This is a genomic window from Spirosoma utsteinense (assembly GCF_014282275.1).
In the GTDB taxonomy this organism is placed as follows: Bacteria; Bacteroidota; Bacteroidia; order Cytophagales; family Spirosomataceae; genus Spirosoma; species Spirosoma utsteinense.
In genome coordinates this window covers 31,030-56,557 of sequence record NZ_VFIA01000019.1, presented here as the reverse complement: position 1 = coordinate 56,557, position 25,528 = coordinate 31,030, and the positions used below count along the sequence as shown (strand labels likewise).

General features: G+C 53.4%; 20 protein-coding genes. 8 read left to right on the top strand and 12 right to left on the bottom strand.

Translation table 11 applies throughout. The features are described from left to right. Nucleotides 1-4: 4 nt before the first annotated feature. The 6 genes from FH603_RS15965 (at nt 5) to FH603_RS15940 (ending at nt 8,120) form a co-directional block, all read left to right on the top strand. Nucleotides 5-3,436 carry a ThuA domain-containing protein gene (locus tag FH603_RS15965; protein ID WP_186738537.1) on the top strand — a complete coding sequence of 1,144 codons (3,432 nt, stop codon included), beginning with the start codon at nt 5-7 and terminating at the stop codon, nt 3,434-3,436. Nucleotides 3,437-3,504: 68 nt separating this feature from the next. Further along, complete coding sequence (locus tag FH603_RS15960; RefSeq protein WP_186738536.1) at nt 3,505-3,759, top strand: hypothetical protein; 255 nt, start codon at nt 3,505-3,507, stop codon at nt 3,757-3,759. Between the two features lie 80 nt (nt 3,760-3,839). Next, entirely contained in the window at nt 3,840-4,577 is a 738-nt protein-coding gene (locus FH603_RS15955) for a DUF6503 family protein (protein ID WP_317171188.1), read from the top strand. Nucleotides 4,578-4,635: 58 nt separating this feature from the next. Then, a complete protein-coding gene (locus tag FH603_RS15950) occupies nt 4,636-5,736 on the top strand; it encodes a Nif3-like dinuclear metal center hexameric protein (RefSeq protein WP_186738535.1) in 1,101 nt (366 codons plus the stop codon). Between the two features lie 106 nt (nt 5,737-5,842). Further along, a complete protein-coding gene (locus tag FH603_RS15945; RefSeq protein ID WP_186738534.1) occupies nt 5,843-6,598 on the top strand; it encodes a zinc ribbon domain-containing protein in 756 nt (251 codons plus the stop codon). Between the two features lie 67 nt (nt 6,599-6,665). Then, nucleotides 6,666-8,120 carry a tetratricopeptide repeat protein gene (locus FH603_RS15940; protein WP_186738533.1) on the top strand — a complete coding sequence of 485 codons (1,455 nt, stop codon included), beginning with the start codon at nt 6,666-6,668 and terminating at the stop codon, nt 8,118-8,120. Between the two features lie 95 nt (nt 8,121-8,215). Here FH603_RS15940 and FH603_RS15935 read toward each other — a convergent pair whose 3' ends face one another. The 5 genes from FH603_RS15935 to FH603_RS15915 all read right to left on the bottom strand — a co-directional run bounded on the left by FH603_RS15935 (nt 8,216) and on the right by FH603_RS15915 (nt 12,310). Further along, nucleotides 8,216-9,403, bottom strand: coding sequence for a phosphoglycerate kinase (locus tag FH603_RS15935; protein ID WP_186738532.1), 1,188 nt, complete (start codon nt 9,401-9,403; stop codon nt 8,216-8,218). A gap of 69 nt (nt 9,404-9,472) precedes the next feature. After that, nucleotides 9,473-9,889, bottom strand: coding sequence for a type II toxin-antitoxin system VapC family toxin (gene vapC, locus FH603_RS15930; RefSeq protein ID WP_186738531.1), 417 nt, complete (start codon nt 9,887-9,889; stop codon nt 9,473-9,475). Continuing rightward, nucleotides 9,877-10,092, bottom strand: coding sequence for a type II toxin-antitoxin system VapB family antitoxin (locus tag FH603_RS15925; RefSeq protein WP_186738530.1), 216 nt, complete (start codon nt 10,090-10,092; stop codon nt 9,877-9,879). Before FH603_RS15925 ends, vapC begins: the two co-directional genes overlap by 13 nt. 45 nt (nt 10,093-10,137) lie before the next feature. Then, a complete protein-coding gene (locus FH603_RS15920; RefSeq protein WP_186738529.1) occupies nt 10,138-11,337 on the bottom strand; it encodes a hypothetical protein in 1,200 nt (399 codons plus the stop codon). After that, nucleotides 11,324-12,310: a DUF2157 domain-containing protein gene (locus tag FH603_RS15915; protein ID WP_186738528.1), complete on the bottom strand. Its 987-nt coding sequence runs from the start codon at nt 12,308-12,310 to the stop codon at nt 11,324-11,326. The genes FH603_RS15920 and FH603_RS15915 overlap by 14 nt, the downstream gene beginning before the upstream one ends. A gap of 128 nt (nt 12,311-12,438) precedes the next feature. Between FH603_RS15915 and FH603_RS15910 the strand changes: the two genes are divergently transcribed. Then, the gene (locus FH603_RS15910) at nt 12,439-14,127 is read left to right on the top strand and encodes a VRR-NUC domain-containing protein (protein WP_186738527.1); all 1,689 of its coding nucleotides are present in this window, start codon (nt 12,439-12,441) and stop codon (nt 14,125-14,127) included. On the opposite strand, the gene FH603_RS15905 is transcribed toward FH603_RS15910, so the two are convergent. From FH603_RS15905 to FH603_RS15890, 4 genes are all read right to left on the bottom strand, one after another. After that, complete coding sequence (locus FH603_RS15905; protein ID WP_186738526.1) at nt 14,119-15,522, bottom strand: glucoamylase family protein; 1,404 nt, start codon at nt 15,520-15,522, stop codon at nt 14,119-14,121. The genes FH603_RS15910 and FH603_RS15905 overlap by 9 nt on opposite strands. A gap of 100 nt (nt 15,523-15,622) precedes the next feature. Beyond that, the gene (locus FH603_RS15900; RefSeq protein WP_186738525.1) at nt 15,623-17,140 is read right to left on the bottom strand and encodes a RagB/SusD family nutrient uptake outer membrane protein; all 1,518 of its coding nucleotides are present in this window, start codon (nt 17,138-17,140) and stop codon (nt 15,623-15,625) included. An 18-nt stretch (nt 17,141-17,158) separates the two neighbouring features. Next, the gene (locus tag FH603_RS15895; RefSeq protein ID WP_186738524.1) at nt 17,159-20,146 is read right to left on the bottom strand and encodes a SusC/RagA family TonB-linked outer membrane protein; all 2,988 of its coding nucleotides are present in this window, start codon (nt 20,144-20,146) and stop codon (nt 17,159-17,161) included. 103 nt (nt 20,147-20,249) lie between these two features. After that, nucleotides 20,250-20,993 (bottom strand): class I SAM-dependent methyltransferase, encoded by a 744-nt coding sequence (locus FH603_RS15890; protein ID WP_186738523.1) that lies wholly within the window; start codon nt 20,991-20,993, stop codon nt 20,250-20,252. Nucleotides 20,994-21,164: 171 nt separating this feature from the next. Here FH603_RS15890 and FH603_RS15885 point away from each other — a divergent pair, with 171 nt between their 5' ends. After that, on the top strand, nt 21,165-21,581 hold the full coding sequence (locus FH603_RS15885) for a c-type cytochrome (RefSeq protein WP_186738522.1): 417 nt from the start codon (nt 21,165-21,167) through the stop codon (nt 21,579-21,581). A gap of 95 nt (nt 21,582-21,676) precedes the next feature. Here FH603_RS15885 and FH603_RS15880 read toward each other — a convergent pair whose 3' ends face one another. From FH603_RS15880 to FH603_RS15870, 3 genes are all read right to left on the bottom strand, one after another. Beyond that, complete coding sequence (locus FH603_RS15880; RefSeq protein ID WP_186738521.1) at nt 21,677-22,165, bottom strand: ankyrin repeat domain-containing protein; 489 nt, start codon at nt 22,163-22,165, stop codon at nt 21,677-21,679. 126 nt (nt 22,166-22,291) lie between these two features. Next, entirely contained in the window at nt 22,292-23,947 is a 1,656-nt protein-coding gene (locus FH603_RS15875; protein ID WP_186738520.1) for a catalase, read from the bottom strand. Between the two features lie 529 nt (nt 23,948-24,476). After that, nucleotides 24,477-25,391, bottom strand: a complete 915-nt coding sequence (locus tag FH603_RS15870) for an EamA family transporter (protein WP_186738519.1) — start codon at nt 25,389-25,391, stop codon at nt 24,477-24,479. Between the last annotated feature and the right edge of the window lie 137 nt (nt 25,392-25,528).

Genomic DNA, 25,528 nt, shown 5'->3' with positions numbered 1-25,528 from the left:
CTCTATGAAAAAACTACGGCTCCCCTCCCGCGCCTTGTTGCTGGCGGGTGTGCTGGCGGCATCTGTGCCTGTCATGGATTCGCCCGTGTGGGCACAAACGACGCCCAAACGCGCTACGAAACCGGCAGTGGCTTCAGCCCAAAACGCTGTCGCCCTGAACCGGGTATTGGTATTCTCCAGAACAAAAGGATATCGCCATGGCTCTATTCCGGCGGGAAAGGTGGCCATTATGAAGCTCGGCAAAGAAAATGGATTTGCCGTTGACACAACTGAAAATGCAGATAAGTTTACCGAAGCCAACCTAAAGCAGTATAGCGCCGTAGTCTGGCTCAGCACTACGGGCGATGTACTCAACGATGCCCAGCAGTCGGCTTTCGAACGCTATATTCAGGCCGGGGGCGGTTATGTGGGTATCCACGCAGCTGCCGACACAGAGTATGACTGGCCGTGGTATAACGAACTGGCCGGTGCTTACTTCCTGGATCACCCGAAACAGCAGAATGCCGAGATCGAGATCGTCGACAAAAACCACCCGGCTACGAAGATGCTGCCCGACCGCTGGAAGCGCTTCGATGAATGGTATAGTTACAAGAGCCTTGGCAAAGACCTGAAGGTCCTTGGCAAGCTGGATGAAAAAACCTACCAGGGCGGCAAAAACGGGGATAATCACCCTTTTATCTGGCATCACGACTTTGATGGGGGTAAAGCCTTTTACACGGGTGGTGGCCACACGGATGAATCCTACGTCGATGCTATGTTTTTACAGCACATCCTGGGCGGCATCAAGTCGGTTATGGCAACCAGCCTGAAATTCGGGCAGGCCAAAACACTGCCGTTTCCGGAAGAAAACCGCTTCGATCGTCAGGTTCTGACAGCCAATCTGGACGAACCGACCGAGTTGGTTGTTCTCGACAATGGTAAAGTTCTCTTCGCCGAGCGTAAGGGCGCGCTGAAGCTCTACGATCCAAAGACGAAAGCGGTAAAAGTGGTGGCTAATTTCCCCGTATTCACCAAGTTTGAGTATGGGTTGATGGGCCTGAACGTCGATCCTAATTTCAAGCAGAACAAGTGGATTTATGCGTATTACTCGCCACTGACAGGCAATACCGTTGCCGATACAGCGCAACACCTGTCGCGTTTTGTTTATGACGACGCTCGTGACACCCTGCTGCTGAGCACCGAAAAAGTGCTGCTAACGGTTCCGGTCAAACGCGATGGATGCTGCCATACAGGGGGCTCTATTGCCTGGGACCGGAAAGGCAACCTGTACCTGTCGGCCGGGGACGACACCAACCCGTTCAACTCTGAAGGCTTCGCCCCTATCGACAATCGCAAAGGCCGCAGCGGCTGGGATGCCCGGTTGACATCGAGCAACACGAACGACCTGCGGGGTAAGATCATGCGCATTCACCCCGAAGCGGATGGTACCTACACCATTCCCGAGGGAAATCTATTCCCGAAAGGAACGCCCAAAACCCGCCCTGAAATCTACGTAATGGGCAACAGGAATCCCTATCGGATTTCGGTCGACCAGCGCACGGGCTTCCTCTACTGGGGTGAAGTTGGACCGGACGCCGGTGAAAACAGCGCGAAATACGGTTCACGCGGTCATGACGAAATGAACCAGGCCCGGAAGGCGGGTTATTATGGATGGCCCCTGTTTGTGGCCGATAACCGCCCGTACAACGCGCGTAACTTTGCGGACAGTACCACGGGTGCGCTCTTCGACCCAATGAAGCCTATCAACGATTCGCCCCATAACACGGGTCTGACGGAGTTGCCACCGGCTCAAAAGGCGTTCATCTACTACCCCTATGCCGACTCGCCGGAATTCGGAGCCATCGTTGGCAAAGGAGGCCGGAATGCGATGGGCGGCCCGGTTTACTATTATGACGACTATGCCGAATCGCCGGTGAAATTTCCTCGTGCCTACGATGGTAAATTCTTCGCCTACGACTGGATGCGTGACTGGATTCACCCGGTTACGATGAAAGAGAACGGTGACTTCGTGAAGATGGAGACGTTTATGCCCAGCACGAAGTTCTCCCATGTCATCGATATGCAGTTCGCCAGCGATGGATCGCTCTATACACTCGAATACGGCCAGCAGTGGTTTGCCGCCAACACCGATGCCCGCCTGTCGCGCATCACGTACAATGCTGGCAATCGGAAACCCGTTGCCATGGCCACCGCTAATAAAACGGTTGGCTCAGCACCACTCACCGTAAAGTTCGACGGTAAAGAGTCAATGGACTACGACGGTGACGCTATCAAGTATGAGTGGTCGTTCGGCAAAGGGATGCCAAAACAAACCACAGTATCGCCAACGGTTACGTTTACCAAGCCAGGTGTGTACCCGGCCACGTTGCGCGTTACCGATGCATCGGGAAACGTTGCTACCAAATCGATGGAGATCAAAGTAGGTAACGATGAGCCTCAGGTCGACGTAGCAGTTACGGGCAACAAAACGTTCTATTTCCCCAACAAGCCGGTCAAATACGCGGTCAATGTTGTCGATAAAGAAGACGGTACCTTGAAGAAGGGCATCAGCGCCGATGATGTTACCATGACCATCGACTACCTCGAAGGATTCGACAAGACGATGCTGGCCCAGGGTCACCAGGCCAATCTGGGCTTTTCTGCCGGCAAACGACTGATTGAGCTGAGCGACTGTAAATCCTGCCACGCTATCGACAAAAAGTCCATCGGACCCGCTTATGTCGATGTGGCCAAAAAGTACAAGGGCGCTTTCCAGATCGAAGGCAAACTGGCACGCAAAGTCATCAATGGTGGTGGCGGTGTCTGGGGCGAACAGGCGATGAGCGCCCACCCCCAGTTGAAAGAAAGTGAGGCTACCGATATGGTCCGTTACATTCTGTCGCTGGCTAATGACAAAGCGGTTAATAAACAGCCACTTGCGGGTGATTATGTACCAGCTCAGCAGAAAAAAGATGGTTCGTATGTGTTAACCGCCAGTTATACCGACCGTGGTAATGGAATTGTAGGTCCGCTGACGAGTTCGAGAACCATTGCGTTGCGGTCTCCTATGATCAAAGCGGTTTCGGCCGACAAAAAGCACGATATCTTCGAATACGATATTCCCAAACTGGGACCGGCAGCTATTGGCACAAAGTCGGGTAGCTATTTGGTTTTCAATGATATCGACCTAACAGGTATTCATGGACTGACACCCTCCGTGTTTGCTTCCAACGATCAGGTTGTAGGCGGTAAACTTGAAGCCCGGCTAGATTCGCCTACGGGTACCCTGCTGGGAGAAGCCGAGGTCAAACAAGGTTCAGCCGGTGCGGTTAATTTACCGTTCCGTCAGCCAGTGTCGGGGGTTCATAAGCTCTACCTTGTCTTCGTCAATCCTACGGCTGGCCAAAAACCTTTGTTCGCCATGGACAAGATAGAATTCAGCACGCAGGGTATGTAAGCATCATTCAATTGCCAAGCCCCGGTCTATCAGGATCGGGGCTTTTTTGTTTTTTACCAATGTAAGTTGTGGAAACTGGAAAAATATGGAGTTTAATTCCATATTTTTCCAGTTTTCGTAGGTTAGCGTATGATTTTGAGAACAGCCGAAACCAAACTAAAGACCTTGCCAATAACGCTGAATTTTTCAAAAATCTCACCTACTGGACTGCTTTGAGCGGAGAACGGATGTCAATCGTTCTCTATGCCGGTAATCAACTCCAGAAGAGAAGCAACGGCATGACTGTTATGAAGTGGCGGGATTACGCAGAGACGGCTAAATAGGCTATTCTCATCGTCAAGCGCCGACCCGCCGGGACCGGCGCTTTTTTTGTAGGTTTACACTTCATTTACTGCTCTCAACCGTGCGCCGATTCCTGCCTTACCTTGTGCTGCTGCTTACGGCATTTGCCTGCCAATCCGCTCCTGATGCCCGTACCATCATCGATCAGGCCATTGAGGCCCATGGCGGGGATGCCTACCAGAATAAACAAATCACGTTCGATTTCCGGCAGTTTCACCTCGTCTTGAAACACCAGAACGGTCGGTACAGCTACACCCGCACTTACCGCGATTCGGCCGGGGTTACGATTCAGGAAGTGCTGACCAACGATCGTTTTTCCCGGTCACTGAACGGCAAACCTCAGACGCTCGATACCGCCCAAACGGGCAAGTACAGCCGGGCCGTCAACTCCGTTGCTTACTTCGTTCTGCTGCCCCAGAAACTAGCCGACCCAGCCGTACTGGCCGATGTGGTGGGCGATGTTGCTATTGACGGACAATCATATCAGAAGGTCAGGGTACGCTTTCAGGCCGAAGGGGGCGGTAAAGATCATGGCGATACGTTCTTTTACTGGTTCAACCAGCAGACACACACCATGGATTACCTCGCCTACAGCGAAGGCGGCCCCCGTTTTCGGAAGGCCATCAACCCGCAAACCATCGGTGGCATCCGTTTTCAGGATTATATCAACTACAAGGGCGATACGAATGATACTACCTCCGTTGCCACCTACGATCGCCGGTATGAGGCAAAGCAGCTGACCGAGCTATCCCGCATTGAACAGAAACATATTCAGGTCATAGCGCTTCCACGCGAATAGCCGAGCCACGATCATACGGCAAAACCAATTCTATTTTATCCAGAAACGATCATTCCTTATGCCTCAAATTCGCCACCTGGCTGCTTATATGGAGCAGCTGGCTCCGCTCGCCTATCAGGAATCTTACGACAACGCTGGGCTGATCGTGGGTGACCCCTCCACCGACATTACGGGTGTGCTCGTCACCCTCGACGCAACCGAATCGGTCATCGACGAAGCCATTGCCAGGGGCTGTAACGTGGTGGTGGCGCATCATCCGATTGTATTCAAAGGGCTCAAAAAATTCAATGGCCGCACGTATGTGGAGCGCGCCGTGATAAAAGCCATTAAAAGTGACGTAGCTCTCTATGCGGCCCATACCAACCTGGATAATGTTACGGGAGGTGTCAATTTTAAAATTGCCGAGAAGTTAGGCTTGCAACAGGTGCAGATTCTGGCCCCTAAAACGCAGGTGTTAACCAAACTGGTCACCTTCGTTCCGGTAGCCGATACGCAGCGGGTCCTCGATGCACTTCACGCAGCGGGGGCTGGTCAAATCGGCAATTATGCTAACTGTAGCTTTAAAACCGAAGGCACAGGTGCCTATCAACCCGGTTCGATGGCCAACCCGGTTTTGGGCGAACGGGGCGTTTACCATCAGGAACCCGAAGACCGGATCGAAGTCATTCTGCCCACCCACCAGCAACACCAGGTACTGACCGCCTTACGGCACGCCCATCCGTATGAGGAAGTAGCCTACTACCTGACGCCCCTGGCGAATGCCAATCAGGAGGTAGGGTCAGGCGTAATTGGTAATTTGCCGGAAGCGATGGACAGTGCCGCCTGGCTAGCTTACCTGAAGCAGAAAATGGGCCTGAGCCTGATTCGTTACACGGACCTACCCGACCGAACTATCAGCCGGGTAGCCGTTTGTGGGGGTGTAGGAAGCTTTTTACTGCCGGATGCCATCCGGTCCGGGGCCGATGCATTTGTGACGGCGGATTACAAATACCATGAGTTTTTCGACGCTGAAGACCGAATCAGTATCTGTGACATAGGCCACTATGAAAGTGAGGTCTACACGAAGGACCTGATTCAGCAGTATTTGGCCGAAAAATTCGCTACTTTTGCGGTGATTTTATCCGAAACGAACACGAATCCGGTTCGGTACTTTTACTAATGAACAGCGCGGGCAGGCCCGGACGGGTTGTGTAGAACAATGCTCCCGGCAAGCGCATCGCCCATTTTTCATTGCCCAAGACAAGACAAATTAAAAAATATCCCGAATGGAACTGACAATTGCGCAAAAATTAGACGCTCTTCTTAAACTGCAAACCTTTGATTCTCAACTAGACGAACTCGTTAAAATTCGTGGAGGGTTGCCCGAAGAAGTTCGTGACCTGGAAGACGACATCGCCGGTTTCGAAACGCGGATTGGGAAGTTCCAGGCCGAAATAAAAACACTCGACGAAGAAATTGATCGCAATCGCGTTGCTAAAAAAGACGCCGAGAAACTGATCACCAAGTACAAGGATCAGCAGATGAACGTCCGCAACAACCGCGAGTTTGACGCCATCTCGAAAGAAATCGAATTACAGTCACTCGAAATCGAACTGGCCGACAAACGTATTGGCGAAGCGCAGTTTCGGGTTCGGGGTAAAGAAGAAGAGATCAAAACGACGCAGGCCGCTCTCAACGAGCGTAAAGAAGACCTGAAAGCCAAAAAATCGGAACTGGACCAGATCACTTCGGAGAGCCAGGAGGAAGAAAAGGCAATTGTCGTTGAACGCGATCAGCAGGCTACGACGATTGAACCCCGCCTGTTGAATTCCTACAACAAAATTCGCGGTAACGCCCTCAACGGTTTAGCCGTCGTCATGGTGAAGCGTGGTGCCTGTGGCGGGTGTTTCAACGTAGTACCGCCCCAACGGCAGGCCGACATCAAAGACAAAAAGAAAATTATCGTTTGCGAACATTGCGGACGGATTTTCGCCGATGTAGAAGGTATACCTGAGCCAGCACCAACTACGAAAGGCCGGTAATAGCCGCACTATTCAAGAGAGAAAAGGTCGTCAGGTTGGCGACCTTTTTTTGTACACCGTTTCGCTCATGCGCTACCTGCTGATCTTCCTCTTGACCATACAGGTCGCTACTGCCCAGGATTTCGTCTGGACGCCGGGTTTGCAGCGGGCCTATACCGACCTGCAAAAGCTCCGTGTTCAGACTGGCAGGCAGCTGGCCAGCCGCGAGCCTGACAATGGTGTTCGCCTGTTCGTAGCCGACTATGCCGATATGCTCACACTCGTCACGTCGGACAATGACCGGCTGTTCAGTCAACTGGCTGACCGGGAGGACGAACGGCTCACGGCCCTGAAACATATGGACGACAACTCCCCCTGGCAGCGTGTTCTACAGGCCGAAGTACGGCTTCACTGGGCCTTCGTCAAACTTAAATTCGGCAAAGAAATTAGCGCCAGTTGGGATGTGATTCGCGCCTATAACTTACTGGCCGAAAATCAGAAGCGGTTTCCTGACTTTCTGCCGACGTATAAATCACTTGGCACGCTGCACGTAATGATCGGCTCGGTACCCGAAAGCTACCTATGGGTGGCTAACCTGCTCGGTTTACACGGCAATATCAGGCAAGGTCAGCAGGAACTACTACGCGCCCAGCAAGATTCCACGTTCGGTCTGGAAGCCCGGCTGATCGACCTGATGGTTCGGGCTTACGTGCTGAAATTTACGGATACCGACGGGCAGACGCTTCAACGGCTGGTCCAGGGAAACCGTGACAACTTGCTGCTGCATTTCTTCGGTGCCACCATCGAGCAAAAAAACGGGCACAGCGAACAGGCACTTACCTATCTTAACACCCGCCCCACAGGTTCTGACTACCAGCCATTACCGATCGTGGATAACATTCTGGGCGATATCTATCTTCAGAAGGGGCAGTATGCAACGGCCGAGACGCACTTCAAGCAATTTTTGCACGTCTATACCGGCCAGAACTTCCTCAAAGATTCGCACTATAAACTATTCCTGTGTTACTGGCTCGCCAACCAGCCCGACGCGAGAGCCCGTCCCTTTCTGGCACAGGTACCCGGCATAGGCCGAACAACAGTCGAGTCGGACAAGGCGGCTCAGAAATTTGCCGAGTCCTACCTCAAGCGGGGCGTTTCGGCAAATCAGAAGGTGCTGATGCGGGCACGGCTGGCCTCCGACGGTGGTTTCACCGACAGTGCGCTGGCTTACCTGAGGCCCTATACCGAAGGCCGGTTTACAACTGCTGGTGAGCAGGCGGAATATAATTACCGCCTGGGGCGCATCCATCAACGTCGTGACGAACCCGACAAGGCCATTCCATACCTTAAACGGGCTCTCGTGTTGAGTGAACCCGGTCAGTTATCGTTTGGAGCAACCGCAGCGCTACAATTAGGCTATATCTACCAGCAAAAGAACGACCGCACCAAAGCACGGTCGTTCTTCCAGAAAGCACTCAGTTTCAAACGCCATGAGTATAAAAACAGCGTAGACAATAAAGCGAGAGCGGGGATGAGTCGGTGAGTCGGTCAGTCAGTGAGTCAGTGAGTGGCTGACGCCCGAGTACAAACTTCGCGTCAGCCACTGACCGACTAACTGACTCACCAACTCACCAACTGTTACTCCAGTGCAGCGACGCCGGGAAGGGTTTTGCCCTCCATGTATTCCAGCAGCGCACCACCACCCGTCGAAACATAGCTGACACGGTCACCGTAGCCCGCCTGGTTCACCGCCGAAGCCGAATCGCCACCGCCGATTAGGGAGAACGCACCGTTTTCTTCCGTAGCTTTTACAACGGCCTCCGCAATGGCGTTGGTGCCGTGGGCAAAGTTTTCGAACTCGAACACGCCCATGGGGCCATTCCAGAGGATTGTTTTCGACTGCATGACCACGTCGGCGAACAGTTTAGCCGATTCTGGGCCAATGTCCAGTCCTTCCCAGTCATCAGGAATATCGCCGGTAGCCACAACCTGCCGGTTCGCGTCGTTCGAGAATTTGTCGGCGCAGAGGTTATCGACAGGCATGTAAATGTTGACGCCCTTCTCTTCTGCCTTTTTGATCAGTTGGAGCGCCAGTTCCTGCTTGTCGGCTTCGAGCAGCGACTTACCGATCTTACCGCCCTGTGCTTTGGTGAAGGTATAGGTCATGCCTCCGCCAATAATGAGGTTGTCGACCTTATCGAGCAGCTTCTCGATGATCAGAATTTTGTCGGAGATTTTGGCTCCACCCATGATCGCCGTGAACGGACGGTCGGGCGCTTCCAGTATTTTCTTGGCGTTGTCAAGTTCAGCCTGCATCACGTAACCACAAACGCGGTCATCGAAGAACTGACCAATGACGGCTGTGCTGGCGTGGGCCCGGTGGGCCGTACCAAAGGCGTCATTCACCCAAACGTCGCCCAGTTTCGACAGCTTTTCGGCGAAGGCCACATCCCCTTTTTCCTCTTCTTTATAGAAACGCAGGTTTTCGAGCAGCAGGATTTCGCCGGGCTGGAGGCTAGCCGCCAGATCCGTCGCCGATTGACCGATGCAGTCATCTGCAAACTTCACCGTACGTCCGAAGGCTTCGTTAAGGGCGGGAATAACGTGTTTGAGGGAGTATTTATCTTCGGGACCACCCTTCGGCCGACCCAGGTGCGACATCAAAATAGCCGATCCGCCATCGTTGACGATTTTCATGATCGTCGGGATAGTCGCTTTGATGCGGGTATCGTCGGTGATTTCGTACTTGTCGTTAAGCGGGACGTTGAAATCGACCCGAACAAGGGCTTTCTTACCCGAAAAATTATAGGAATCTACTGTTTTCATGCGCTGGAAACAAGCTGTTTGGTTGCGAGCCCAAACTTAGCGGTTTTTCGGCAGACACGGGCGTAAAGTCTATTGCTTCTGGCCGGGTAGGGCAATACGCAGCGCCGTAAAGCGGGCTATCTGGTCGAAGTCACTGTCATTATGCAGGATGGCAAGGTCATAAAAGACTGCGTAGTGGGCAATCAGACAGGCGTTCGGTTTACGGATGGTAACGCCCTTTTTACGGAGCATCCGGTACAAATCGGCCGCGCCAATAGCTGCGTCGACAGGGTCAAGCCGTAGCATCGATACGCTGAGCAAATTCGTCCTTACCCGTTCCAGTTTTGCATCATCCCGAATACCCTGTAGCACCTCTTGCAGGATTGTAGGCGTAATCGTAACTCGATCTGTGCGGGCTAACCCTTCAGCAACCAACTTGGTCTTCTCGTTGATAATACCTCGAAAACAGTCTATCCATATAGAGGTATCTACGATCAGTTGTCCCATTCATTCGGCGTTGTATCCGTACGCATCTCATTGAGATCTCCCTCCCACTCTACCTGACCGAACAGGCTTACCAAATCCCGTCTACGCGTCATGTCGATGTATTCTTTAAGGGCCATTTCAACAACCGCTTTCTTCGTCTTTGCATGGCTGATCTCCATGGCTACCTGGAGCAATTCGTCGTTGATATCAATATTTGTCCGCATAATATCAGGCTACATTATACACAAATATAGGCTATTTCATACACATCAATACGTCCCCTCACTGCCGCCACCGCCGAAATTACCCCCGCCAAACCGGACGCCTTCTTTTGGCTGGTGCTGTGCACCGGCAGCCGCCTGAGTAGCCACCGCCGTACCCACATTGACAAAAAACTGATTGGGCGACTCATAGTCCGGGTCGTCGGTGAACCCGTTCCGGAAGTGCCCGCCCTCTCCTGACGACCGGCGCAGGAACCGGATTCCCGCCACCGCCAGCCCAATCAGCAGCATACCGCCAGCCGTTAGCGCCACGTTGAGCGGCAGCAGCACTACGTAGTTTTGTAGCGTCATGACAGCGGCAATCAACCCCAGACAGCCCAGAATGATCAGCATCCGGTTTTTACGCGCAAATCCCTGTTGTAAGTAAGCGGCAGGGATAGCGAAGGTGAGTAGCCAGAACAAGCCGGACAAGCCAATTTCGGGGGCTACCCCTTTAGCCAGTTGTCGGATCGAGACGTCCAGCAGTAGTCCGTTCAGTTCACGAACCATAAAGTAGTTTCCGCTGGCAATCAGCACGATCAACGCGACCCACTCTATCAGGTTCAGGGGATCGGCATAGTAGGGCGATCGGTCAATCCGCCGTACCAGCCCAAACAGTACCGCCGAAACCACCATCATGACAAACGGCAGTATGGCCTTTCCTGCACTGAACTGGAGAACGCCATTGAACACAAAGGTGTAAAAAGTAGCCACGGTTATGAAGGCAATCAATGTATCGCCGTAGTACCAGAGCACCAGCAACAGCAACGGCAACGTACACAGACAATACATGGCGATGGTCATATCGGACGGCAATAGCTGATTGAAGCCGAAAGCCAGAAATCCCGTTTGCATCAGCGCGAAGGCGTTGTCGACACCATTGCGATAGAGTTGCCGCCGGGCAATTAAAAACCGCCCCAACAGACCAATAGCGACACCAAACCCCATGTTGAACAGGCTGGATAGATGCCGATCATCCAGCAATCCATCAATAGCGGTTGCCGGCAACAGGTAACAGCTCAGGATCGCCACTACGGTAAATAGGAATAGACCCACCTCGAGAAATCCATTCGTCTGCCGGAAATCGAATGGGAACGCCCGGCGGACGGCTTCAGTCTGCGCATCGGTCAGCAACCGCTGGCGGTTCCACTGCTCGGACTGCTGCACGACGGCCCGATTCCGTATCCATGTTTCGTTATATGCTTTCATTCGCCGTGTTTCGTTTAGGCAGCTGACGCAGCAAATAAGCAATCAGCACAATACCGGTCAGAATAAAGTACCAGTAATCAAGACCTGACCCGCTAAGAAATCCACCAAGCAGGTAATGAAAAACCAGGTAGGTTGCACCGATGTAGCCGTATACTGTACTCATTAGCAGGAACAGAAACGCCTTGCGACGCCGGGCATACTGGTCGGATACGAAGCACGTTACCGCCAGACCCAGAACAAACCACAGCCGCAAACCGTCAAAATTGAACAACCCGCCCAGCAGTGCTACCAGTAACAAGTTTCCCCCAATAGTCAGGTAGGTTTCGGTAAAGTGGGGTTTGATGCGCCGTTTTTCGAGCAACAACGCCCCCCCGATCAAAACCAGCGCCAGACCGATGGCCGAAAAAACGGTCGACGGGTTAAAAAAGTTGGTCTTGAAATAAAGCTCAAGGGGCCGTACGCTAACCCCAACCCAGGAGATGAGCGCCGTCAACGCCATACCCAGCACACCCCGGTGATCGAAGCGGTAAGCCATCGGCAGGAATAACAGGGCTGGCAGTAGCGTCACCAGCCCATACCGGTTACCGAAAACGGTGTAGGCATACTGGGCATATCCTTCAAGGGTCAGAAACAACAGGCATCCCAGTAATAGTGCATAATCACCGAAGGGCGATCGGCTTACGGTTTGACCGGGGGTCCAGTCGGCACGGTAGCGCCAGGCGAAGAAAAAGCAGATACCGCAGCCAATTGCCATAGCGGTCAGTAGCGCGCCATGCCCAATGGAATCGAAGTTATCGTACACCAGCAACCCCAACCCCGAACTCAGCAGCAGAATCCCGATATACAGCAGCGACCGCAACTCCCAATGCAGCGAAAACGGCTTGTTACGCTCAAATTCGGCCATCTGAGTCTGCTGTTCTTGCGGCACAATGCCAGTATCGTTGATTGCTTTCAGGACGTCATCGGGGGACATAAACCGTTGTTTTTTTGTTCTCTATAAGAACGAGTCATCAACTCGTTTGGACGCTACAGCCTACTGATTATTTATAGCTGCCACCGGTTCCAGCTTCGACCTAACAGGCTGAGAGCCGTTATTATATCATGATCGGACGCCAGAAAGTTTTACTTACCCCCCGGTATTACCTTGAGAATTTCCAGTATGTACTGGACTTTATCAAGCGGCTATACGGCGGTTTACTGAACGAAGCCGAGTGGGATTTCGTGCGCCGTTTTGAAACGCTCAGCCTCGATGCCCAGTGTCTGTATGTACGCTTCAGCAACCGCAAAGGACTCTTTTTTCGGGTCAACAAACTGCATTATAAAGAAATTACTGACTTACCGGCTGCCGTTGGTGAGTTGTTGATCGCTGGATTCATCGAGCGGCTGTCGGCCCGTCATGAGAGCCTGGGCAACGTCGCCCTGAGCATCTTTACCAAACCCGAACTACTCGAACTGCTGCCGCTGGAGCCAGAGGAGATGCGGTCGCTGGCCAAAGAGAAAAAAGAAGGTGTGGTTCGGTATGCACTCCACGAACTGAATTTTGCCGAGATCATCACGAGCCTTACTACCCGGGAAACGGTGGTGAAGATGAACTTCGAAGCCGAAGGTATGATGATCAAATACCTGTTTTTTGGCAACCGCGGGGCTAGCATGACCGATTTTGTGGTGCGCGACCTTGGCATGGTCAACTTCGAGCGGTACGACGAAAGTAAGATGACAGCCCGCTTTCGAAGTCGCAAAGAAGTGGAGGACAAACTGCTGATCTCGCTCACCAACGAAGAATTTTATGAATTGAAAGAAGCCGAAGCCCCGGCCGACGATATATACAACTGGTTTCTGAACTGGAACGAAACCCGCCCTGAACTGACCGAGATTGCCATTCCGGGCTACCAGAAACTGGTGTGCCGCGTAGGTGCTTTTCTGGAACGGCAGAAACTACCCGAACAGGCCCTGACCGTTTATGAACTCTCCGACCGGGTTCCGGCCCGCGAACGACGGGTGCGGCTGTTGTTCAAAAACGGATCGGTAGATGAAGCGCTGGCCCTCTGCGACGAGATCGCCGTGAATCCGCTTAATGCTGAAGAGCGCTATTTTGCCACAGATTTCCGGGAAAAGATTCTGAGTGCGGGCGCAAAGAAAAAATCCCGCAAGGCCACGACCCGTTTCCTCTCCGATGCCGAGAGCGTCGAGATTCCGGCGGCCTACCGCCACCACGTCGAAGCGGGGGTGATGAACCATTACCTGGAGCAGGGCTACGATGCCGCTTTTACCGAGAACTATCCCTGGCGCGGGCTGTTTGGACTGGTTTTCTGGGACATCATTTACGACGCCAACGTGTCGGCCATTCACCATCCACTGCAACGGGCTCCGTCAGACTTTTACCTGCCCGACTTTTACCTCAAACGGGAAGAGCTGCTAAAGAAACGCCTGGCCGACCTGGTCACGAAAGACGATTGGCGGGTGCATACAGGTCGGACGTTTAACGCCAAATACGGCATCACCAACGTGCTCGTCGACTGGTCGGACGAACTTCTTTCACTCGTTCAACGGATGGTCGAACTACTCGATATCGACCAACTCCGGCTGATTCTGCTCGAAATGGCCCGCAACGTCCGTGAGCATACCCGGGGCTTCCCCGACCTGCTGATCTGGAACGAGCAGGGCGAGTACGACTTTGTCGAAGTCAAATCCCCTACCGACCACCTTGGCCCGCAGCAGTTGCACTGGCTGGAGTTTTTCCAGACGATTGGCGTACGGGGCAAAGTGATGCGGGTTATCTGGTCATCGTAACCAGCCGCCCGTAAAACCGGCCTTCACCAGTCCGCGCCTGATATGCGGGTTTTTCTTCATCAGGTTCCAGATAAACTCGGTGCGCAGGTTCTCGGCCATCAGCAGAATGGGTCCCTGGTCGATACCCAGGTAATCCTTGTCGAACCAGCCGTTGGTGGTTGGCCCGTTGGCCGAAACCGAGGCATAGCGATACGTTGGGTTGAACGCATCGAGGAAACCATATTGCCCGTAGACTTTCGAACCGTATTTAGTCTTTATGGCCCGTAAAGCCGGCAGGCATATTTCCGGCGCAAACGCCATCGATCCACCCGCTGCCGTTGGGGCAATGGTGCCGTCGTCTACGATCTGCGTCGAAGCAGCGCCACGCGCCCGGTAGGAGAAGAACTGACGGCCAGCGACGGTTGTATCGTTGGGGCCGTCGCAGGCGGTTAGCCCCCAGATGGTCGAGCTGTAATCCTGCCACTTCGCGGGATTCGCCATACAGTAAGCCCGGTTGGCGTAAGTGGCCCGGCGTGAGTTCTCGGCATAGTCGATACCCTTCCCCCGCATGTACGCATCCTGGATACCCCGGAAATCGATCCATACATGCGAGTACTGATGGCCGAAGAGTGGATCGAAGTTGACGTGCGACTGGTCGTAGAATGTAGCCCAAGGATACGATTTCGTCCAGGCGGGCCAGACCTCGGCTCCGACCGGGTGGGTAGGCGAACCCAGGGCCAGCACGTAGAGCAGCATCCCTTCGTTATAGCCCGTCCAGTCGTTTTTGATAAAACCCGTTTCGGGATGCCAGCCCATGGAAACGAAAGGCCGGCGTGCCTGAATCCAGGTCCAGTCGACCCGGCCATAGATCTGGTCGGCGAGTTGCCGGATCTCCGTTTCGGCGGGTGTGTTCTGATCGAAGTAGGATTGAGCACTGAGGATACCGCCCAGCAACAAGGCCGTATCGATGGTCGATAACTCCACCTGTTTAAAGCGCTCCCCCGTCTTCATATCCAGAAAATGGTAGAAGAATCCCTTGTAACCGGCTACGCCCGATGCCTGTTCCGACTGGGGCGCGGTGGCGAAAAAGCGTAGCGTCCGCAGCGTTCGATCGGCGGCCTGCTGCCGGGTGACGTAGCCTCGTTCGACACCAACCAGATAGGCCGTAAGCCCGAAACCTACGGCGGCAATGCTACTGAACGAAGGCGAAGGCGCCCGGTCAGGAATCAATCCATTGGCCGGGTTAGCTGTGTCCCAGAAATAACGGAACGTATCGCGTTGCAGACTATCCAGAAACGACTGATCCGACGCGGCAAGAACAGGCCCAGGTGTTACAGCAGGTGGTGTATTCCGGGGCTGACAGCAAACGATGGACAATGACCCACAAAGAAGGGCTATAACGAGAACTTGCTTCATAAGTCAAACATACAGAAAGTTGATACGACGTGACGTCGGGTACGTAGTACCTGTTGTGGTGTCAGCCTTGAGCAACCGACACCACAACAGGTCCATTTATTTAATAACCTGGGTTTTGCGTCAGAGCCCCTCCGCTTAACTGTATCTGGTTCTGGGGGATAGGAAATACTTCGTTCTTTCCTTTTGTAAACGTTTTACCATGGGCCGCAAACGCCTGCACCGCCCGGCCGGGCTGTACGCTTTCCTGCCGGACCAGATCGAAGAAACGGTCGTGTTCCATACCGAGTTCGACCCGCCGTTCGTGCCAGATCTTCGCCAGATCGATGGTCGTCTGAGCCGGTAGCCCCGCGCGGGTACGCAGCCGGTTGATGTCGACCAGCGATTCGGCATTCCGGCCAGTAGCCAGCGCGGCTTCGGCATGGATCAGCAACACTTCGCCGAGCCGCATGATCCGGAGGTTTTTGGGTAGACGGTCGTTGTTGCCGCAGTTCCGCTCCGACGTCCGGCTGTGGTACGATTTGTAATTATACCGGTCATTCTCGACCGAGTCCCGACTCGGCACCCGGAAGCCATCCCACAACACCGTTCCTTGCGGAGCCGGATTGATGAACATGATCGTGGCAGCCCGGCGTACATCGTTTGGTTCGTATTCGGCTACCAGACTTGCTGATGGCGTCCCGAAGCCAAAGCCCAGATCTGACCAACCCCGTCGGCCACCGGCACGGGGCCCCTGCGAAACGCTGTACAGTTCAATGGCTGCATCGCACGACAGATTTATACCCGTCTGAACTTCAAAGATCGATTCAACGCTGTTAGCACCGGTCTCGCGCCAAATGGTCGCGTAGTTGGGCAGCAGATCATAGGTACCCGCCTGATTTTTGATGATCGAGTCGGTCAGGGCATACGCCTGCTGGTAGTTTTTCTGATACAGATACACCTTGGCCAACATCGCCATCGCAGCTGCTTTCGTGGCTTTACCCGTCTGTGTTTGTGTCTTAATGGGCAGCGCGTTGACAGCGTACCGCAGGTCACTGGCAATCTGTGCGTAGACCTCTTCCTGACTGGCGCGTGCCTGCAACGCCGTATTATTAATTTCGTCAACGGGCGGCACGTCAACAATGAGCGGTACCCCGCCAAAGAACCGCACCAGGTTGAAGTAAAAATAGGCGCGCAGAAAACGCACCTCCCCTTCCAGTTGGTTGCGCGTAGCAGCCTCGGCCGGACTGAGCGGAATCAGCGACAGCGCCTGGTTGGCGCGCGCAATAGCCCGAAAGTAAGTGGCCCACACATTATCGAGATTGCCAACGCTGGGCGTCACAGTCAGGTTATCGAGCGTACCGAAGGTGTTCGCGCCATCGGCCGGGGAACTGCCCTTGTCGGCATCGTCCGACGCGATGTTCGTCATGCCTACAAAGTCGAAACCGTGCATGCCCCCTTGCCACATGGTGTTATAAATACCCGTTACCAGACTCTGTGCGGCCGCCGGATCGCTGCGCACGGCCGCTTCACCAATCTGGCCCTGGGGCGGTGTATTGAGGAAATCGTTACAGGCCGTCAGCACGCCCCCCAGCAGGGCTACGAGCAACGACATCCGAATGAGGTGTTTCTTATAATTCATGTTGATAAAGTCGATTGGTTAAAAACCCACATTAAGACCAACGGCAAACGTCCGGGTCGTTGGGTATGAATTAAGTTCGATGCCGGAATCCAGCGCGCCACCTGCTAATTCGGGGCTGAACCCGCTGAATTGCTGAATGGTGAACAGGTTCTGCGAGGTCACGTAGATACGGGCTGTGCGAAGCCTGGCCTTCTCCTTCAACCCGTTCGGAATGGTGTAGCCCAGCGTCAGGTTATTGAGCCGGACAAACGAGCCGGATTCGACAAAATAGGTCGACGCGGGTGTTGCCGATGTAATCAGGCGGGGGTCGGTCTGCGACGGGCGGTTGGGCAGCCAGCGGGCATCGGCGTAGGCAGCTTCGATGTTGTCCGTATTCTCGAAACGGAATGCTTTCTTGCCGTTGTAAATCTTGTTGCCCACATTCCCATATACATCGGCCGTCAGATCGAATCCTTTAAAGGTCAGACCCAGGTTGATACCATAGTACATTTTGGGTTGGTAAGAACCAGCGTAGATGCGGTCATTATTATCGATAACGCCGTTTCCGTCAACATCCTGGTATTTAAGATCGCCGGGGCGGACGTTGGCGCGGTTGCCGTATACGGGCGACCCGTCAATTTCTGACTGGTTCTGGTAAACCCCCGTTGCATTCAGGACGTAGAAGCTACCCACCGGCTGGCCGTTGTCGCTACGGGTCACAAACCCCTGTTGTCCAACGCCACCCGCCAGCAGCGCCTGCCCCCCGTTGAGGCCAACCAGTTCGTTCCGGTTGATGGTCAGGTTACCGCCAATGCTGTAGCCCAGGCCACTCTTGAGTGTCTCTTTCCAGTTTAGAACGAACTCGAACCCGCGGTTACGGAACGAGGCTATGTTGGTCAGAAACTGGTTGTCCGGATCGCCGAAAATGGCCGGGATAACCCGAAACGCCAGCGCATCCCGCGTAGTTTTGTTGTAGTAATCGATTTCGCCACTCAGCCGGTTGTTGAAGAAGGCGAATTCCAGCCCCGCGTCGATCTGCTGGGTACGCTCCCACTTCAACTGCTGGTCTTTAATATCCTGAATAGCCGACCCCAGCGCTAAGCCGTTGTTGTAGAAGTACGGAATATTGACCGTGGCCGTCGTGATATAGGCGTTGCTCTCAATGTTGTCGTTACCGAGGATACCCCAGCTCCCCCGAAATTTCAGAAAATCGAACAGCGACTGGTCCTTCATAAAATCTTCGTCGGAGATGACCCAGCCCACCCCCACCGTTGGGAAATAGCCCCAGCGCTCACTGAATTTGGAACTCCCATCGGCCCGCAGCGACGCGTTGAACAGGTATCTGTTTTTGAGACTGTACGTGAGCCGGGTTACGAACGACTGACGGGTTTGAAGATCGCCGGTGCTGTTGTTAGCCAGTTGCTGGTTGGGATCGCCCAGACCCAGGTACCACTGGTTAGGGTCGTTGGGGATGTTGATACGTGACCCTTGCAGGAAATCGGTCGTGAACTGCTCCGTCACAGCCCCCAGCAAAAACGTCAGGTTGCTCTCCCCAAAGCTTCTGTCGAGCGTAGCCGTGTTGTCGATGATGTACCGAAGCGACTTGGTATCGCCCACGGTTAGCTGGCTGTTCTGCTGACGCTGGTTACCGCCCGCCGTAATGAACGTATTGGCATCATTCTGGAATCCGCGCAGGTACGTTTGATCGCGGTTGAACACCAGATCGGTATTGAACGCCGAGCGCAGCGTCAGCCACTCGACAGGCTTGTACGACAAGGCCAGGTTGCCCTGAAGCCGGTTGTTCAGGATACGCTGGTTGCGGGCTTCCAGACTCAAAATTGGATTACTGACGTTCCCATAAGCCGACAGGTTGCCGTACAGGTCGCCGATTTTGGCGGGCACGATAGGGGCAGCGCGGTACAGACTCTGGTAGGTACCGTCCAGGTTGACGGCCCGTTCGTTTCCGCGCGAAAACGACAGCTGGTTGCTGAACGTCAGCTTATCGTTGATCTTTACTTCGTTGTTGGCCCGGATGGTCAGCCGCCGGAAATCGTTGGTATTGATAACGCCAAAATCGGAGAAATAGCCTGCGCTGAAGAAAAACGTATTGCGTTCGCCACCGCCCGAGATCGACAGATTATGATTCATCTGGGGTGCGTTCCGCAACGCCTGACCGTACCAGTCGGTGGTCTGGTCCGAGGTCAGGGGCGGGTTGCTCACGTTCTGGTTCGGGGCAGCATCGGTCAGGTAATCGATGTACTGCTGCCGACTCGCCATTTTAACCAGATTGGCCGGTTGGCGCATGCTGAAGTTGGCATCGTACTGCACCTGTGTTGCTCCCGATTTGCCCCGACGGGTGGTAACGATGACCACTCCGTTGGCTGCCCGCACACCATAGATAGCCGCAGACGCGTCTTTAAGTACTTCAATGCTTAAAATATCGTTGTTGCTGATGTTCCGGATATCGTCGGTCAGGACGCCGTCGACCACGTAGAGCGGACTCACGCCAGCTAGCGCTGACCCAACGCCCCGCACCCGAATCTGGGGCTGTTCGTTCGGCCGGCCGGAGGCAATGACCTGCACACCGGCCAGCTTGCTCTGTAGTGCCTGTGTGGGTGTCTGAACCGGGTACTTGATGATTTCCTCGCCTTTGAGCTGGGCAACCGCCCCGGTCAGGTCGCGTTTACGCTGGGTACCGTACCCAACCACAACGACCTCTTCGAGCGCCTGAGCGTCGTCGGCCAGTTCGACATTGATTTGGGTTTGGTTGCCAACGGGAATCTCCTGCGTCAGCATGCCGATCATACTGAACTGGAGCACGGCCCCCTCACCCGCGGTGATTGTGTAAGAACCGTTTACGTCCGTCGACGTACCCGTTGTGGTGCCTTTAACGATGACATTAGCACCCGGTAACCCTTGTTTGTCGTTCTTTGAGGTAACCACTCCCGTAACGGGTTGGGTCTGGGCATGCGCCTGTCCGCAGACGGCAAGCCACACCACCAGAAGAAGGTAGCGAAGTTTATTCATGAAGCGTTGAGTTTTATAATCTGTGGAACAAATATACAATCAACCTGGCTGTATGCTATTTGTTCGTGGCAGGATTCAAATCAACGCTTTGATTATGAACAAATTAACATACTATACCTATACGGGTAAAGACGGGGAATGCAATTTCACGTTCGCCGTCGCCCCAGCTTTTTATCAGCTCCTCTCCCAGGGCACCAACCGGATCTTCCTCATTTTCATGGATATACTGCCGTACCGCCGACCAGGTACGGAGATAGTTCAGAAACCGGTCCAGCGTCCACATGCGCCGAACGTCGAAGGTAGGTTGCTCCACATTGGCGAAGGGAAATGGTAATGTAGCATAGGCGGCATCGATGTGCTTGCGCTGGGGGTCCCAGTAGGGTCCAACGCGGTTGCGGTAAAAGTCGATGAGTATGGAATCGATATCGTCGCTAATCTGCGCCAGCCCATAACCCCACTCGGCAATCACGGCGTTGGGTTTGGCCACTCGCCGTACTTCCTGGTGAAACGCGTTCACGTCGAACCAGTGCAGGGCTTGCGCCACCGTGATCAGATCGAAGGTATGATTGGCGAAGGGCGTTTGCTCGGCAGGACTGAGCTGATAATTGATATTCGGTTTCTTAACGGCCAGCAATAACTGGGTCTCGCTGATATCCGTAGCGTCCACCTGTTCAAACCAGTCAGCCAAAGCACCGGCCACCTGCCCGTTACCCGTAGCACAGTCCCAGGCAACCGTACGGTCCGGTACCTTCTGCAAAATAAAGTCATAAAGTTCTTTCGGGTAATCGATGCGAAACTGCGCGTAGAGGCCTGCATGACCCGAAAAGCGGTCAATGGGTGGTACCATATAAAATGATTTCAGATATTTTTTAAACGATTTAAAGAAACTATTGTCAAACAGTTGTTTTAATAGGAAAAGCAAACGCCGAATTGTCTTATAGTTTGGAACGGCCTACTTTTGTATGTTTGCCCAAGACCTATTTAGTTTTTTTACCAATCAATCGCTTACCCGATTCACATGAAAAAATCGTTTGGATTCCTCCTTGCTACGGTTGCACTGACTGTGGCCTCGTTCAACGTAAATGCACAGGCACCTGCTTCTGACATTCCAGCAGATATGAACGCGTTGATGAGCAAATATACCTGTATTGCCTGCCACCGCCCCAATCAGCGTTTAGTTGGACCGGCTTATGCCGACGTGGCTAAGAAGAAATACTCGAACGAGGAGATCGTGAACCTGATCTATAATCCGGTTCCAAGCCACTGGCCTGGTTATCCTCCAATGGCACCTATGAAGCAGGTTCCAAAGGAAGATGCGATGAAACTGGCTGTATGGATCAACTCGCTCGATGGTAGCCCGGCTAAGAAGGCTAGCAGCAGCAAGAAAAGCAGCACCAGCAAAAGCACCAAGTCGTCGACCAAGAAGTCTGCGTAATACAACTTTTCAACGGCTTGACCGCTACGAGAAAAGCCATGAACATAAGCCGGACTGGCGACTGTTCATGGCTTTTTCGTTAGAGCCGAACCTAATCAACGATTTTGTAGAAGCGGCATGGCTTCTTCGTTACCCTGCTGAACGGCCAGATCAAGGGCCGTTAAACCCCGAACATCCCGTATACCTGCATTAGCACCGTATTCGAGCAACAGTTTCACCATCTGGTTCCGTCCGAATAAGGTGGCAAACATCAACGCCGTCCCCCCATTACCATTCTGAATATCAAGGTCAGCGCCGTACTCGATCAGCATACGGGCTACGTCGACGTAGCCCTTAAAACTAACGCCCATCAGTGCCGTATTGCCACTGACGTCCTGGACATTCACATCGGCCTTGGCGCTCAGCAGGGCTTTTGCCGTTTCGAGATGGCCGTCATAGGCAGCAATAATCAACGGCGTGAAACCTTTGCCATCCGTGATATTGACATCAACCTTAGCCAGGATGAGTTCCTTTACATAATCGACATCCCCCTTGCGGGCCGCATCGAAGAGTAAATCTTCGGGTCGGGTTGAGTAAAAAGACATAGAATGTAGGTGTTCGTTTTAGTGGTAAGAAATCGAGAGCTAATTAAGAGGATTATAACGACAAAATGTCCTGCAACGGCTGATCGTGCCGTTGCAGGACATTTTTATGGGTAAGCTACTTCCTAGTTAATAAGGCTGTCCTTCGTGTGACAGCTCTTCGGCCTGTTGAACAGCTTGCTCTTTCTTTTGCGCATCACTGGTTGCGACCTGCTGTAGACCTTCGCGCACACGCCGACCGTACTCTTCGTCACACTGCGTGAACAGCTCGACCATTTTATCCTGAATATGCTTCTTGGCTGGTGCCAGCGTAGACACCAGATTGCTGATCAGGTCATCGCGTTCCCAGTCTTCGAACGTCCGGTATCGTTCGCCCGCCTGACCAAAATTATTCAAGCGGTCGATAGGCTGGCGTACCAGATTACCGCCCACGTAAGGGGTATGTTCTGCACCTTTCTTAGGTGCTTCTTTAAGCCCGTTCATCGACGATGGCTCATAGTTTACATGGCGGTTCTGACCCGGTGCCGTGTCGACCAGGTACGCCATTTGCCCGTCGCGCTGGTTAGTGGCAACGTGTTTTTTGGGCGCGTTGATCGGCAATTGCAGGTAGTTTGTTCCTACCCGATACCGCTGCGTATCCGAATAGGAAAACGTACGGCCCTGCAACATTTTGTCGTCCGAGAAGTCCAGCCCGTCTACGAGAACACCGGTGCCAAAGGCGACCTGCTCAACCTCGTGGAAATAGTTTTCGGGGTTTTTGTTAAGCGTCATCACGCCTACCGGTAACCAGGGGAATTTATCGGGTGGCCACAACTTCGTGTCGTCAAGCGGATCGAAATCGAGTTCAGGGTGGTCGTCGTCGCTCATGATCTGTACCAGCAACTCCCATTGTGGGAAGTTACCTGCTTCAATGGCGTCGTACAGGTCCTGGGTAGCATGGTTGAAGTTCTTGGCCTGGATCTGTTCTGCTTCACCCTGCGTCAGGTTCTTGATTCCCTGTTTAGGCTCCCAGTGATATTTAACAAGTACGCCTTCACCAGCCTCGTTTATCCATTTGTAGGTGTTCACGCCTGAACCCTGCATCATCCGATAGTTCGCCGGAATACCCCAGGGTGAGAACAGAAACGTGATCATGTGCATAGCATCGGGCGTATTGCTGATAAAATCAAAAATACGCTCACCATCCTGCCGGTTCGTTATCGGATCGGGTTTAAAAGCATGGACCAGATCAGGAAATTTCATCGCGTCCCGAATAAAGAACACCTTCAGGTTATTACCAACCAAATCCCAGTTACCGTCTTCGGTATAAAACTTAACGGCAAAACCACGCGGATCACGTAGGGTCTCGGGTGAGTGCCCGCCGTGAATTACCGACGAGAACCGGACGAAAACGGGCGTTTCTTTACCCTTCTGCTGGAACAATTTAGCGCGGGTATACGTCGAAACAGGCTCATCGCCCACGGTACCGTACGCTTCAAAAACGCCATGAGCACCAGCCCCGCGCGCGTGAACAACCCGCTCCGGAATCCGTTCCCGGTCGAAATGGCTGATCTTTTCGAGGAACGGATAATTTTCCAGTGTGGTTGGCCCCCGGCTACCTACCGTACGAACATTCTGGTTGTGGGTAAGCGGATGACCCTGGCGAGTCGTTAAGGTTTGATCAATGGGTTGGTCGTTCGATTGCAGACCAGTTGCGCCAAAGGCTGCTTTCTCTGGCGAGCCGTTTGTCGTTTCGGCTGTTGGCGTATGGCCATTCTGGCCAGTATCAGTTGGGTTATTTTCCATAAATTCTATAGAATAACATCTTGATGAATTTAACCGGCAAGGGCGCACAATGGTTTGAAAAACGGGCATTTTAACGGTTGACGTGGGTAGTTTTATAGGGGTATATTTTAACTGCACCGCAACTAGACCGGTGTATAGCCACGTCTGATGACCCTCCGCGAATTTGTCCCTAAGTCAACCAATTTCTTTCTTTGATTATAGTAACACCAGGAAACCGGGCTGACGGTATAACCAAATTGAACACGCCTATGAGATTTTTTGGCCTCGTAGCGGTCAGCAAGTTGTAGTAGAAGCAGCCTGGTGGCTTATTGACGGTAATGGTCAGGCCATTGACGAGGTATCGAACCTATATGGTGTTGAGCGTACGGTGTCGATTACTGCAAAAGGATTAACTAATCTCGCACCAGGTGTCAATACCCGCTTCGACCAACTCATCACCTTTTTATGGGAGAAGCTTCCCTGATACGCACACGTTGAGCGTGATGAATCAGTTGCGGAACATGGGTAACACTCACCTTCATGAAACAGCTCAGGCACGTTTAATGAGGATAACGGCTCCCAGAATGATAAGTGTAGCCAGTCCAATAACGAGCGTGAGTGGCTCGCCATCCAGCCACCAGCCCAGCATCAACGCAATGACCGGATTGACGTAGGCATAGGTGCCAACCAGCGCCGGAGGCTGTACCTGTAGCAGCCACAAATAGGCCGTATGAGCGACCAGCGTACCCAGCGTGATCAGGTATAGCAGCGAAAGCCAGGAAGTACTCGATACCTGCCCGACCGAAAACGTACGCCACTCCCCTGCCAATCCGCTGGTGACCAGTAACAAGCTCCCACCCACCAGCATCTGCATCCCCATGCGCGTGGGCACATTCACGTCCGTATTACGATCCCGGTACAGCAGTGTCCCTACCGCCCAGCTCAGGGAAGCGATAAGTAAAGCGACCATGCCCTGTATGTACCTCGATTCAGCAATGCCCGTCAATGGAACCGCCTGACGACTGCTCCAGAAAATAAGCCATACCCCGGCCAGCCCGGCAATAATCCCGATCGCCAGTGTTTTGCTGGTCAATAACTGCGATCGCTGCTGACCATCGAACAGCACCAGCCAGATGGGCGTCGTGGCCAGCACCACCGACGCAACGCCCGATGGCACATACTGCTCGGCCCAGCTGAGTGATCCGTAATCGATCAGGATCATCAGTATACCGGCAACAGCGCCCCAGAACCACTGCTGGCCCGAGGGCATCGACCTGCCGCTACGCTGGAGACCATACAGGAAAATGACCAGACCCGCCACCGAGAACCGAAGCCCCATCATCAGAAATGGTGGTATCGTTTCAACAGCCCAGGCAATAGCCAGAAAAGTCGATCCCCAGATAAGGTAGATAGCGGCAAAGGCCAGAATGATGAGAATACGGGTATTGGCTGGTGCTGAATTCATCGGTTGAATCAATCAGGTGTATACCCAAAGATACACCAGGGGTGGCATACCACTACATACTGACCAGCCTGCTATTTGTCCGGTGCTTACCCTACACAAATAAACCCCCACCCGTGCATCAACTGCCTGCGGGTGGG

Excerpts from the sequence above, each read along its gene's own strand:
- FH603_RS15965 (WP_186738537.1), top strand. The coding sequence starts at position 5 with ATGAAAAAACTACGGCTCCCCTCCCGCGCCTTGTTGCTGGCGGGTGTG.
- FH603_RS15950 (WP_186738535.1), top strand. The coding sequence starts at position 4,636 with ATGCCTCAAATTCGCCACCTGGCTGCTTATATGGAGCAGCTGGCTCCG.
- FH603_RS15945 (WP_186738534.1), top strand. The coding sequence starts at position 5,843 with ATGGAACTGACAATTGCGCAAAAATTAGACGCTCTTCTTAAACTGCAA.
- FH603_RS15940 (WP_186738533.1), top strand. The coding sequence starts at position 6,666 with ATGCGCTACCTGCTGATCTTCCTCTTGACCATACAGGTCGCTACTGCC.
- FH603_RS15935 (WP_186738532.1), bottom strand. The coding sequence starts at position 9,403 with ATGAAAACAGTAGATTCCTATAATTTTTCGGGTAAGAAAGCCCTTGTT.
- vapC (WP_186738531.1), bottom strand. The coding sequence starts at position 9,889 with ATGGGACAACTGATCGTAGATACCTCTATATGGATAGACTGTTTTCGA.
- FH603_RS15925 (WP_186738530.1), bottom strand. The coding sequence starts at position 10,092 with ATGCGGACAAATATTGATATCAACGACGAATTGCTCCAGGTAGCCATG.
- FH603_RS15920 (WP_186738529.1), bottom strand. The coding sequence starts at position 11,337 with ATGAAAGCATATAACGAAACATGGATACGGAATCGGGCCGTCGTGCAG.
- FH603_RS15915 (WP_186738528.1), bottom strand. The coding sequence starts at position 12,310 with ATGTCCCCCGATGACGTCCTGAAAGCAATCAACGATACTGGCATTGTG.
- FH603_RS15910 (WP_186738527.1), top strand. The coding sequence starts at position 12,439 with ATGATCGGACGCCAGAAAGTTTTACTTACCCCCCGGTATTACCTTGAG.
- FH603_RS15905 (WP_186738526.1), bottom strand. The coding sequence starts at position 15,522 with ATGAAGCAAGTTCTCGTTATAGCCCTTCTTTGTGGGTCATTGTCCATC.
- FH603_RS15900 (WP_186738525.1), bottom strand. The coding sequence starts at position 17,140 with ATGAATTATAAGAAACACCTCATTCGGATGTCGTTGCTCGTAGCCCTG.
- FH603_RS15895 (WP_186738524.1), bottom strand. The coding sequence starts at position 20,146 with ATGAATAAACTTCGCTACCTTCTTCTGGTGGTGTGGCTTGCCGTCTGC.
- FH603_RS15890 (WP_186738523.1), bottom strand. The coding sequence starts at position 20,993 with ATGGTACCACCCATTGACCGCTTTTCGGGTCATGCAGGCCTCTACGCG.
- FH603_RS15885 (WP_186738522.1), top strand. The coding sequence starts at position 21,165 with ATGAAAAAATCGTTTGGATTCCTCCTTGCTACGGTTGCACTGACTGTG.
- FH603_RS15880 (WP_186738521.1), bottom strand. The coding sequence starts at position 22,165 with ATGTCTTTTTACTCAACCCGACCCGAAGATTTACTCTTCGATGCGGCC.
- FH603_RS15875 (WP_186738520.1), bottom strand. The coding sequence starts at position 23,947 with ATGGAAAATAACCCAACTGATACTGGCCAGAATGGCCATACGCCAACA.
- FH603_RS15870 (WP_186738519.1), bottom strand. The coding sequence starts at position 25,391 with ATGAATTCAGCACCAGCCAATACCCGTATTCTCATCATTCTGGCCTTT.